Source organism: Amycolatopsis sp. NPDC041971, from assembly GCF_055588925.1.
Genome location: NZ_JBVJCE010000017.1, coordinates 222,330 through 233,301 on the forward strand (window position 1 = coordinate 222,330; position 10,972 = coordinate 233,301).

Consider the following 10,972-nt stretch of genomic DNA (forward strand, 5'->3'; position numbering starts at 1 on the left):
AAAACCGTCGGACGGGCGGAATGCGCGATCGCGGCTGCGTGCTCCCCCCCCCCCCCCCCCCCCCCCCCCCCCCCCCCCCCCCCCCCCCCCCACCCCCCCGCCTCACCGCCACCTTCCCCCGCGGTCGGGAGGGCGACCCGATGAGGTCCTTCGTCCCCGACCTGGTCAAGATCCTCATCTTCGCGGTGGTGACCGTGCTGCTCACGGCGATCCTCGGCGCCACCATCGCGAACACCAACTTCGGCGAGACCTCCGGCTACACGGCCAAGTTCACCGACGCGTCCGGGCTCAAAGAGGGTGACGACGTCCGCATCGTCGGCGTCAAGGTCGGGCAGGTCGCCAAGATCGAGGTCGAGGAGGGGGACCGCAGCCTGGCACAGGTCCACTTCGACGTCCAGACCACGCATCGGCTGCCCGCGTCGGTGACCGCCACCATCAAGTACCGCAACCTGGTCGGCCAGCGGTATCTCTCGCTCGGCACGGACATCGGGGCCGAGAAGTCGTTGCCGCGCGGCGGGGTCATCCCGCCCGAGCGCACCAAACCGGCGCTGAACCTGACCGTGCTGTTCAACGGGTTCAAACCGCTCTTCCGCGCGCTGAACCCCGAAGACGTCAACAAACTGTCCTACGAGATCATCCAGGTCTTCCAGGGCGAGGGCGGCACGATCACCAGCCTGCTCGCGCACACCGCGTCGATCACGTCGGCCATCGCGGGCAAGGACAAGATCATCGGTGACGTCATCGCGAATCTCAACACCGTCCTCGGCACGGTCGAGAAACGTTCGCCGGAGCTGGGCGAGCTGATCGATCAGACCCAGCGGCTGGTCACCGGCCTGGCCGAGCAGCGGCAGCCGATCGGGGAGGCGGTCAAGGCGCTGGGCGACCTCACCGTCGCCACCACCGGCCTGCTCGCCGACGCGCGGCCCGCGCTCAAGGAAGACGTCGCGCAGCTCGGCGCGCTGTCGCAGAACCTCGGCGACTCGGAACAACTGCTCGACCATCTCCTGCAAGTGCTGCCGGGCAACCTGCAGAAGTTCACCAGGACACTGAGTTACGGCAGCTGGTTCAACTACTACCTGTGCGGGATCTCCGGCAGCATCGGCATCAAGTCGCTCAACATCGAACTGCCGATCACGCCGTTGCCGGGTACGCAGCGACCGGAGAGGTGCGGGCCGTGAAGCCGCTCAAGGAACGCAACCAGGCCCTGGTCGGGGGCGTGACGCTGATCCTGATCGTGCTGGTCACCGTGACCACGTACTTCTCCGACCGGATCCCGTTGTTCGGCGGCGGGACGACGTACTCCGCGTACTTCGGCGAGTCGGCGGGGCTGGCGCCGGACAACGAGGTCCAGGTCGCCGGGGTCAAGGTCGGCCAGGTCAGTTCGGTGGAGCTGGCGGGCAAGAAGGTGCTGGTGAAGTTCCGGGTCGAGGATGTCCGGGTCGGCGACGCGACCGCCGCGTCGATCGAGATCAAGACCCTGCTGGGCGAGAAGTTCCTCGCGCTGACCCCGAAGGGCAAGGCGAACCAGGACCCGAACACCATCATCGGGCTCGACCGCACGCGGACGCCGTTCGAGCTGCAGGACGCGTTCGAGCAGTTGTCGGGCACCGTCGGGGAGATCGACACCGCACAGCTGGCGTCGAGTTTCACCGTCCTTTCCGACGCGCTCAAGGACAGCCCGCGGTACCTCAAGGACGCGCTGAGCGGCCTGTCTTCCTTGTCCAAGACGGTGTCCTCACGCGACGGTGACTTGAAGACGTTGCTGGCCAACACGAGCAAGGTGTCCAAGACGCTTTCCGACCGTAACGTCCAGCTGAAACGGATCCTCGACGACGGCAACCTCCTGCTCGCCGAACTGCGGAACCGGAAGGACGCGATCGGTACGTTGCTCAAGGGCACGCAACAGGTTTCCGCGCAGCTGTCCGGGCTCGTCGCCGACAACCGGCAACAGCTGAAGCCGACGCTGGAGAAACTCGGCAAGGTCACCGACATCCTGCAGCGCAACCAGGACAACCTCAGCCGCAGCCTCGCGCTGATGGCGCCGTTCGCCCGCGTCGGCGCCAACGCGACCGGCAACGGGCGCTGGTTCGAGGGCTACCTGTGCGGGCTGCTGCCGCCGACGATCATCGCCGGCGCGTTCCAGGTCAACCCGGAGGGCTGCACGCCGCCGATCGCGGCACCGAACCAGGGGGTGGGCGGACGATGACCATTCACACCCGCACCGGGCGGACGGTCCACACCTGGGTCGCGTTCGCCTGCGTCCTCGTGCTGCTCCTCACCGCGGGACTGTGGCTGGTGTTCAAAGAACCCGGCGGGACGCGGATCAGCGCCTACTTCGGGAAGACGGTCGGGCTCTACGCGGGTTCGTCGGTCCGGGTACTCGGGGTGAAGGTCGGGGAGATCACCGGTGTCACGCCGCGGGGTGAGGCGGTCCGGGTCGACATGCGGATCGACGGCGACACCCCGATCCCGGCCGACGCGGGAGCCGTCGTCGTCGCGCCTAGCCTGGTCAGCGACCGGTACGTGCAGCTGACCCCGGCCTACGAGAGCGGTCCCGAAATGGCCTCGGACACGGTGATCGCCAAGGAGAAGACGGCGACGCCGGCCGAACTCGACGACCTTTACACCAGTCTCGACAAGCTCTCGACCAGCCTGGGACCCAACGGCGCCAACAAGAACGGCGCGCTGTCCGACTTGCTCGACACCGCGGCGGCGAATCTCGACGGCAACGGGAAGAACCTCAACACCACGGTGACACGGCTGTCCGAACTGGCCAAGACCTTGGACAGCTCCAAAGGCGACCTGTTCACCACGGTGCGGAACCTCAACTCCTTCACCGGGGCGCTCGCCGAAAGCGACAAGCAGCTCAACGAGTTCTACCGCCGCGCCGCGGACGTCAGTGGCTTCTTGGCCGCGGATTCGGCCGACGTGGGCGCCGCGTTGAACTCCCTGGCGACGGCGATGGGCGACGTCGAGAAGTTCGTCGCGGAGAACAAGGAGCTGCTCTCGTCCAATGTGGACAAACTGGCCGGCTTGACGAAGGTGCTCGTGGACCAGCGGGCCTCGCTCGCCGAGGTGATCGACATCGCGCCGACCGGGGCGACCAACTTCATCAACTCCTACGACGCCGCGTCCGGCACGATCGCGGTGCGGGACAACCTGAACGAGCTGACGCATCCGCCGATCCTGACCGTGTGCCGCCTGATCAGCGCGAGCACGCCGAAACCGATCCCGGACGCGCTGGGCGATATCTGTAAACAGCTCGCGCCCGTTCTCGACGGCACGCTGAAACTCCCGTCGGTACCGCAGGTGCTGGCCTCACTGCAGAGCGGTGAGCTGCCACCGCTGCCACTGCCGCTCGTCGACGTCATGACCAAGGGGCTTCCGAAATGAGGCGGCAACGGCAGAAGATCGCGGGAGTGATGGCGGGCGTCCTGGTACTGGCCGGCTGCGGTGACGGCGGTTTTTCCGGGTTGTACAACACTCCCTTGCCGGGCGGCGCGGATCTCGGCGACCATCCGTACCGGCTCTCCGCGCAGTTCTCCGACGTCCTCGACCTCGTGCCGCAGGCGAGTGTGAAGGTCAACGACGTCCCGGTCGGGCGGGTCGAAAAGATCGACCTCGCCCCGGACACGCGGTCGGCGTGGGTGAGCATGGTCGTCAACGGCGACATCGCGCTGCCCGCGAACGCTCGTGCCGAGTTGCGGCAGTCGAGTCTGCTGGGGGAGAAGTTCGTCGATCTGCACGCGCCCGAGAAACCCGAAGAAGCACTCGCCGACGGCGCGAAGATCCCGCTGGACCGCACGAACCGCAACCCCGAGGTCGAAGAGGTCCTCGGCGCGCTTTCCCTGCTGCTCAACGGCGGCGGCGTCGAACAGATCCAGAAGATCAGCCACGAACTGAACGAGGCCCTCACCGGCAACGAGGCCGAGGTCCGCTCGCTGCTGTCCCAGGTGGACGAACTGGCCACCGAACTCGACGGCCACAAGGGCGAGATCCTCCGCGCGATCGACGGCCTCGACAAGCTGTCCAAAACCCTCGTCGGCCAGACGCAGAACCTCACGAACGCGCTCGACAATCTTTCGCCGGGGCTCAAGGTCGTGACCGAGCAACGGGATCAGCTCGTCGGCATGCTGCGGTCGCTGACCACGCTGTCCGGGGTGGCGACCGAAACGATCGAGGCGAGCAAGGACACGCTGGTGGCGAATCTCCGCGCGTTGCAACCGACACTGAAGAAACTGACCGAGGCGGGCCAGGATCTGCCGACGGCGCTGCGGATCCTGCTCACCTATCCGTTCCCGGACTACGCGGGCAACGTGATCAAGGGCGACTACGCGAACGTCGAAGCGAAGATCGACCTGAATCTGGACACCTTCCTGGAGAACATGAACAACTCGTCGCAGCCGATCATCCAGCTGCCGGGGAGCCGGGGCACCGGGACACCCGGCGCGATCCCGTTCACCAACGGTGCCGCTCCGCCGGTGCTGCCGCTGCCCGGCGGTGATCTCCCGCAGGCTCCCCCGACGCCGCAGGGAGACGTACTGGGCGGCGTGCTCGGCGGGATCCTCGGACCGCTGCTGGGAGGTGGCCGGTGATCACGCGCAAGACCAAGATCCAGATGGCGGCGTTCGTCGTCATCGCGGTCGTCTCGGTCGTCTACGCGGGCGGCAAGTACGCCGGACTGGACCGGCTCTTCGGCACCCGCGGCTATCTCGTCACCGCCCAGCTCGTGGACTCCGGCGGGATCTTCGTCAACGCGGAGGTCTCCTATCGCGGGGTCGCGGTCGGCAAGGTCGCGTCGATGACGCTCACCGAGCACGGTGTCGATCTCGGCCTCGACATCGATTCGGGGGCGCCGAAGATCCCCGCGGACACCAAGGCCGCGGTCGCGAACCGGTCGGCCGTGGGGGAGCAGTACGTCGATCTGCTGCCCATGCACGAAAACGCGCCTTACCTGGCCGAGGGTTCGGTCATCGAACGCGACAAGACCTCGATCCCGCTCGCGCCGGACACCGTGCTGTCCAATTTGGACAAGCTGGTGTCCGGTGTGAAGCCGGAATCGTTGAAGACCGTCGTCGACGAGACCTACGAGGCTTTCGCCGACGCCGGGCCGGATCTGCGGCGGCTGCTGGACAGCACCGGCTCCCTCACCGCGACGGCGACGCAGTACCTGCCCGACACCCAGGGCCTGCTCGCCAACTCGCGCACGGTGCTGGACACCCAGCGGCGGCAGGCGGACAACATCACCCAGTTCTCCAGCGGGCTCAAGACGATCGCGGCCCAGCTGAAGACGTCCGACCCGGATCTGCGGCGCGTGATCGACGAAGCACCCAAGCTGAGTCGCCAGATCAGCGACGTGCTCGCGGTTTCCGGGACCGACCTCGGGGTGCTGTTCGCGAACACGCTCACCACCGCCCAGATCACCTCCGCCCGTACCGACGCGATCGAGGAACTCCTTGTCGCGTACCCGATCATCTCGGCGTTCTCGCGCTCGACATCGCCGGACGGCACCGGTCACCTCGGCGTCGTGTTCAACTTCTTCGACCCGGTCTCGTGCACCAAGGGTTACGAGGGCACGAAACAACGCCCCGCCAACGACACCACCGAGGCGCCGGTGAACACGCAGGCCTACTGCGCCGAGCCGCCGGGAAGCCCTACAGGCGTGCGAGGTTCGCAGAACGCCCCGTACGCCGGGAAGCCGCCCGCGGTCCCGGAGCGGCCGAAGCAGACCCCGCAGGCGGTGGAATCCGCTCAACTGCCAGGCGTGCTGAGCCTGCTCACCGGATCCGCTCCCGACGGACTGGGCGCGTTGCTGGGCGGCAAGTAGTGCTCACCCGTGCCCTCGCCGTGTTCGCCGCGCTGGCGGTCCTCGCGGCCGCCTGGTTCGGCTGGTCTTGGTGGAGCGCCGCGCACGACGACGGCCTGGCCCGCGGCCGGGAGCGCGAAGCAGTCCTTGCCGCGGCGTCGGGCCAGCTCGAGGTGCTCAACACGATCGACTACCGCAGCGGGGCCCAGGACGTCGACCGCTGGCTCGGCGTCACCACGGGACGGCTCGGCAAGGACCTCACCGGTGACCGGCAGGTCCAGATCGACCGCGCGACCACGAGCAAGACCGTCGCCACGGCCAAGCTCGAACAGGCCGCGGTCACCGAACTCGACGCCGTCGCCGGGACGGCGCGGCTGATGGCCGTGCTGGACGTGCGGGTCAGCACGGGCGGCGGATCGGCCGCGCCCAAGGTGAGCAGGCTGACCGTGGACTACCAGCGCGTCGAGGACGGCTGGAAGGTCAGCGCGGTACAGGCGGCGGGATCATGACCGGCCGCACCCCGCGGATCCTGATCGCGGTCATCGCGCTGGCCACCGGCTGCGCGGTGTGGTTCGCGCTCCAGGCGTCCTCGCTGGGCTCGGACGGCAACGCGGCGCTGGTGGACCAGGCCGCCACCGCCGAGGTCGCGGACCAGGTCGGCGCCGGGGTCAAGGCGGTCTTCTCCTACGACTACAGCAACCTCGCGCGCACCGAACGGGCCGCGGCCGACGTGCTGACCGGCGAGGCGACCGGGCAGTACCGGGACCAGTTCGCTTCGGCGCGGAAACGGGCCGAAGAGCAGAAGCTCGTGCGCACCACGACGGTCCGCTCGCTCGGTGTCCGGTCCCTGCGTGGAGACCAGGCCGAAGTGCTGTTGTTCCTCGACCAGCAAACGCTCACCACGGGCGGCGGCGCCCCGCGGTCTTCGGTGTCCCAGCTTTCGGTCACCGCGCAGCGTGTCGACGGCCGGTGGAAGATCTCGCAGCTCACTCCGCTCTGATCAGGAAACGCGTTTCCTCTTCGCGCCGGTGATCGCGTCGCCGGAAAAGGTGCGGGAACCGGAAAAAGTACGCAGTGAACGATCGGTTCGCCGAGCCGGAAGATGGACGTGCACGGTGTTCCCGCGCACCGGAACCGCCGGTGCGGGATAGAGCGTCTTTGTCGCGGGCGGTGCGACGTAACCGTCTGAGGCGGGGCCGCGACCGCGGTGGCTGGATTACGATCGTGTTCGGCGGAGCGGCCACCGCGGAAGCCGAAGTCGCCGTTCCCGGCCGTGGTACCGCGGACGCGGCCAACGCACCCGCCGCCATCGGCGTCACCGCCGACCGATTCATCCTTCCCCTTTTTCTCCCCTTTTCTCGTGCCGCCGAGAATGCAAGAAACAACGGTCGCGTCACCAGAGGATTCAGCCTCGTTACGAATGATGAAGAACGCGCCGGAACCGTTATCGGATCTTGGGCGAGCGGACCGGAAGCCACCCTCGTCTCACGCCCGATCACCGCCGGGTTTAGCGTTAGGCATGACCACTGCACCTGTCGATGTCGAGAGCGCCCGCCGCGACTACGCGGCCCTCGTCGACCGTGGCCTCTCCCTGGACATCACGCGCGGCAAGCCGTCCCCCCGCCAGCTGGACCTCGCCGACGGACTGCTCGCCCTGCCCGGAGACGTGCGCAAGGCCGAGGACGGCACGGACGTCCGCAACTACGGCGGCCTCAAGGGCCTGCCCGAGCTCCGCCGCATCTTCGCCGGACCGCTGCAGGTCCCGGCCGAGCAGCTGCTGGCCGCGGGCAACTCCAGCCTGGAGCTCATGCACGACTCCATCGTGCAGGCCTTCCTCAGCAAGCTCCCGGGCGCCGAGCGCCGCTGGGCCGACGAGCCGAGCGTCAAATTCCTGTGCCCGGTCCCGGGTTACGACCGGCACTTCGCGCTGGCCGAGCGCTTCGGGATCGAGCTGATCCAGGTGCCGCTCACGGAGACCGGTCCGGACATGGAGGTCGTCGAGCGCCTCGTCGCCGGGGACGCCGCGATCAAGGGCATCTGGTGCGTGCCGAAGTACAGCAACCCGACCGGCGTCACCTACAGCGACGACACGGTGCGTCGTCTGGCGACGATGACCACGGCCGCCCCGGACTTCCGGATCTTCTGGGACAACGCCTACGCCGTGCACCACCTCACCGAGGACGAGGCGCGGCTGGCGGACCTGCTCGCGCTGGCCACCGAGGCGGGCAACGCCGACCGCGCGTTCGTCTTCGGCTCCACCTCGAAGGTCACCTACGCGGGTGGCGGCGTCGGCTTCTTCGGCGCATCCGAGGCGAACCTGGCCTGGTGGACCGGCCTCATCGGCAAGCGGACCATCGGCCCGGACAAGGTCAACCAGCTCCGGCACGCGCGGTTCCTGCGCGACGAGGACGGCGTCCGTGAGCACATGCGCAAGCACGCCGAGCTCATCGGGCCGAAGTTCGCGGCCGTCGACGAGATCCTCACCGAGGAACTGGGTGAATCGGGCCTCGTGTCCTGGACCAAGCCGACCGGCGGGTACTTCATCTCGCTGACCGTGCCGCCGGGGACCGCCAAGGAGGTCGTGCGGCTGGCCAAGGAGGCGGGTATCGCCCTTACCCCGGCCGGCGCGACCCACCCGTACGGCGACGACCCCGAGGACGCCGTCATCCGCATCGCGCCGACGTACCCCGAGCTGGCCGAAGTCGAAGAGGCCATCCGAGGTCTCGCCGTCTGCGTTCGCCTTGCCGCGGCGACGAAGAAATAATCTCGAGATCTTTCCAATCCGGGTCACGGGTGGTTCCGAACGTCCGAGTGGGTGGGTGTGCACCGCAAAGACGAGAGGAACCACTCGTGTTCGGAAAGCCCTTCGTTCGTACCCTGATCTCGCGCAGCGCCGAGAACCGCACGGATCGCCGACGGTTCCTGAAGGCCGCCGGCGCGGCGGGGCTCGGTGTGGCCGGCGCGACCTACCTCGGGGTGCAGGCCACTTCGTCCGCTTCGGCGACGGGTGAGGCCGCTGTCGTCGGTGACGCTGCTGCGGCCCCCAGCGACGCGGCCGTGCTCAACTTCGCGCTCAACCTGGAGTACCTCGAAGCCGAGTTCTACTCCTTCGCCGTCCACGGTCGCGGGCTGCCGGACGAGCTCACCGGCGGTGCCGGCGCCCAGGGCGGCGTGGTCGGCGGCAAGAAGGTGATGTTCCACGACAAGGCGCTGCACCAGTTCGCGAAGGAGATCGCGGGCGACGAGGTCGCGCACGTAAAGTTCTTGCGCGGCGCGCTGGGCGAGGCCGCGGTTTCGCGGCCCGAGATCGACCTGAAGAACAGCTTCACCACCGCGGCGCGGGCGGCCGGGCTGGTCAGCGAATACCAGCAGTTCGACCCCTTCGCCAACGAAAAGAACTTCCTGCTCGCGGCGTATTTGTTCGAAGACGTCGGCGTCACGGCCTACAAGGGGGCCGCGCCGCTGATCACCAACAAGACGTTCCTGGACGCGGCCGCCGGCATCCTGGCCGCCGAGGCCTATCACGCCGCCACCATCCGGACCTCGCTGTTCGACCGGGACCTCGGCGACGCGGCGGCCAAGATCTCCAACGCCCGCGACGCCCTCGACGGCCCCGGCGACGACGACCAGGGCATCCTGCTCGGCAACCAGGCCAACATCGTGCCAGCCGACAACAACGGCATCTGCTTCGGCCGCGGTGCCGACCGGGTGCTGAACATCGTCTACCTGAACCCCGGTCCGGTGAAGGAGGGCGGGTTCTTCCCCAAGGGGGTCAACGGCGACATCGTCGCCAGCGGCGGCGCGTGACCTCTCCTGGCGTGTCGCCGTTTCCCGGTACCGTCGGGTGACGGCGACACGAGGAGGGGGTTCGCGGTGAAGGCTGTGATCATCGGCGGCGGTATCTCGGGCACGGTGACCGCGATGGCGTTGCGGCGGGCCGGGATCGAAGCGAGCGTCCATGAGGCGTACCCGTCCGGCGGCGAGGACGCGGGCGCGTTCCTGACGATCATGCACAACGGCATGGACGCCCTGCGCGCGATCGGCGCCGAGGCGCCGGTGATCGACAATTCCTTCGCCGCCGTCGGGCTGGAACTCGTCACGCCGGACGGGCGGACCGTCGAGCGGCGATCGTTCGACGTAGACGGCACTGACGGTCTCGCCGGGCCGCGCACCCTGACCCGCGCGTCCCTTTACCGTGTGCTGCAAGAAGAAGCGATCTCGCGTGGGATCACCTTCGAACGCGGGAAGCGGCTGGTTTCCGCCTCGCCGGGGGTCGCGCGCTTCGAGGACGGGTCCGTCGCCGAGGGGGACATCCTGATCGGGGCCGACGGACTGCGGTCGGTCGTCCGGACCATCATCGACCCGGCGTGCCCGCCTCCGCGCTCGACGGGCCTCGACGTCGTCTACGGCTACACGACCGACACGAGCATCCCGCAGGCGCCGTCCCTCTATCGGATGGTTCAAAGCCTGCACGCCTTCTTCGGCTACACGAGCACACCCGACGGCTCGACGTACTGGTTCGCGCGGCTTCCCACGGCCGAGGGCGTCCGCGTCGGTCTCTCGGCCGCCGAGTGGCGTTCGGCGGCCTTCGCGGCTTTCGACGGGGAACCGTTGCCTGCCGCGGAAATCATCCAATCGACGGGAGACGACGTCTTCGGCGGCCACTCCTACGACGTCCCCTCGACGCCGGTGTGGTTCAACGCGTCGATGGTGCTCGTCGGCGACGCCGCCCACGCGGCCTCGCCCGCCGCGGGTCAGGGAGCGTCGATGGCGCTGGAGGACAGTGTCGTGCTGGCGCAGTGCCTGCGTGATCTTCCTGACGCGCCAACGGCTTTCATGGCCTACGAACGGCTGCGGCGGGCACGGGTGGAGGAACTGGTGGCCAGTAACGCGGCGGTGTCTTCGGGGACGACGTCCGACGAGGGCCGGAACTGGCTGTACCAGCACCACATCGAGTGGGACGCGACGATCCGCGTTTAGTCGGCTGACTGCGGTGGTGACCTGCGCCCGAGGATGCTCACCGGGCCTGCGCGAGCGTTGCGAAAGCCACTTTCGCAACCTTCGACGTTGGGAAAGATGCTCCTATAGATGTCAAGGGGTGTTGGTGAGGTTGTTGATGTCTGTGATGAGTGTTCGGTGGATTTCGCGGGCGACGTAGCGTTTGAG

The 10,972-nt window shown here is 68.1% G+C and carries 10 protein-coding genes; all 10 read left to right on the forward strand.

The window, feature by feature from the left end; genetic code table 11:
* Nucleotides 1–140 precede the first annotated feature (140 nt).
* On the forward strand, nucleotides 141–1,178 hold the full coding sequence (locus ACZ6DT_RS30180; protein ID WP_465601660.1) for an MCE family protein: 1,038 nt from the start codon (nucleotides 141–143) through the stop codon (nucleotides 1,176–1,178).
* Entirely contained in the window at nucleotides 1,175–2,206 is a 1,032-nt protein-coding gene (locus ACZ6DT_RS30185) for an MCE family protein (protein ID WP_465601663.1), read from the forward strand. Before ACZ6DT_RS30180 ends, ACZ6DT_RS30185 begins: the two co-directional genes overlap by 4 nt.
* Complete coding sequence (locus tag ACZ6DT_RS30190) at nucleotides 2,203–3,393, forward strand: MCE family protein (RefSeq protein ID WP_465601666.1); 1,191 nt, start codon at nucleotides 2,203–2,205, stop codon at nucleotides 3,391–3,393. The genes ACZ6DT_RS30185 and ACZ6DT_RS30190 overlap by 4 nt, the downstream gene beginning before the upstream one ends.
* Nucleotides 3,390–4,595: an MCE family protein gene (locus tag ACZ6DT_RS30195; RefSeq protein ID WP_465601669.1), complete on the forward strand. Its 1,206-nt coding sequence runs from the start codon at nucleotides 3,390–3,392 to the stop codon at nucleotides 4,593–4,595. Before ACZ6DT_RS30190 ends, ACZ6DT_RS30195 begins: the two co-directional genes overlap by 4 nt.
* Entirely contained in the window at nucleotides 4,592–5,827 is a 1,236-nt protein-coding gene (locus tag ACZ6DT_RS30200; RefSeq protein WP_465601672.1) for an MCE family protein, read from the forward strand. Before ACZ6DT_RS30195 ends, ACZ6DT_RS30200 begins: the two co-directional genes overlap by 4 nt.
* Nucleotides 5,827–6,315 (forward strand): hypothetical protein, encoded by a 489-nt coding sequence (locus tag ACZ6DT_RS30205; protein ID WP_465601675.1) that lies wholly within the window; start codon nucleotides 5,827–5,829, stop codon nucleotides 6,313–6,315. Before ACZ6DT_RS30200 ends, ACZ6DT_RS30205 begins: the two co-directional genes overlap by 1 nt.
* Nucleotides 6,312–6,806 carry a hypothetical protein gene (locus ACZ6DT_RS30210; RefSeq protein WP_465601678.1) on the forward strand — a complete coding sequence of 165 codons (495 nt, stop codon included), beginning with the start codon at nucleotides 6,312–6,314 and terminating at the stop codon, nucleotides 6,804–6,806. The genes ACZ6DT_RS30205 and ACZ6DT_RS30210 overlap by 4 nt, the downstream gene beginning before the upstream one ends.
* A 519-nt stretch (nucleotides 6,807–7,325) precedes the next feature.
* Nucleotides 7,326–8,570: an aspartate aminotransferase type Ic gene (locus ACZ6DT_RS30215; RefSeq protein WP_465601681.1), complete on the forward strand. Its 1,245-nt coding sequence runs from the start codon at nucleotides 7,326–7,328 to the stop codon at nucleotides 8,568–8,570.
* A gap of 86 nt (nucleotides 8,571–8,656) precedes the next feature.
* Nucleotides 8,657–9,613, forward strand: a complete 957-nt coding sequence (locus ACZ6DT_RS30220) for a ferritin-like domain-containing protein (protein ID WP_465601684.1) — start codon at nucleotides 8,657–8,659, stop codon at nucleotides 9,611–9,613.
* A gap of 66 nt (nucleotides 9,614–9,679) precedes the next feature.
* On the forward strand, nucleotides 9,680–10,786 hold the full coding sequence (locus tag ACZ6DT_RS30225; protein ID WP_465601686.1) for an FAD-dependent oxidoreductase: 1,107 nt from the start codon (nucleotides 9,680–9,682) through the stop codon (nucleotides 10,784–10,786).
* Nucleotides 10,787–10,972: the final 186 nt, after the last annotated feature.

What these genes read in the sequence shown, in the direction of transcription:
- ACZ6DT_RS30180 (WP_465601660.1), top strand. Translation starts at nt 141, where the DNA reads ATGAGGTCCTTCGTCCCCGACCTGGTCAAGATCCTCATCTTCGCGGTG.
- ACZ6DT_RS30210 (WP_465601678.1), top strand. Translation starts at nt 6,312, where the DNA reads ATGACCGGCCGCACCCCGCGGATCCTGATCGCGGTCATCGCGCTGGCC.
- ACZ6DT_RS30195 (WP_465601669.1), top strand. Translation starts at nt 3,390, where the DNA reads ATGAGGCGGCAACGGCAGAAGATCGCGGGAGTGATGGCGGGCGTCCTG.
- ACZ6DT_RS30215 (WP_465601681.1), top strand. Translation starts at nt 7,326, where the DNA reads ATGACCACTGCACCTGTCGATGTCGAGAGCGCCCGCCGCGACTACGCG.
- ACZ6DT_RS30190 (WP_465601666.1), top strand. Translation starts at nt 2,203, where the DNA reads ATGACCATTCACACCCGCACCGGGCGGACGGTCCACACCTGGGTCGCG.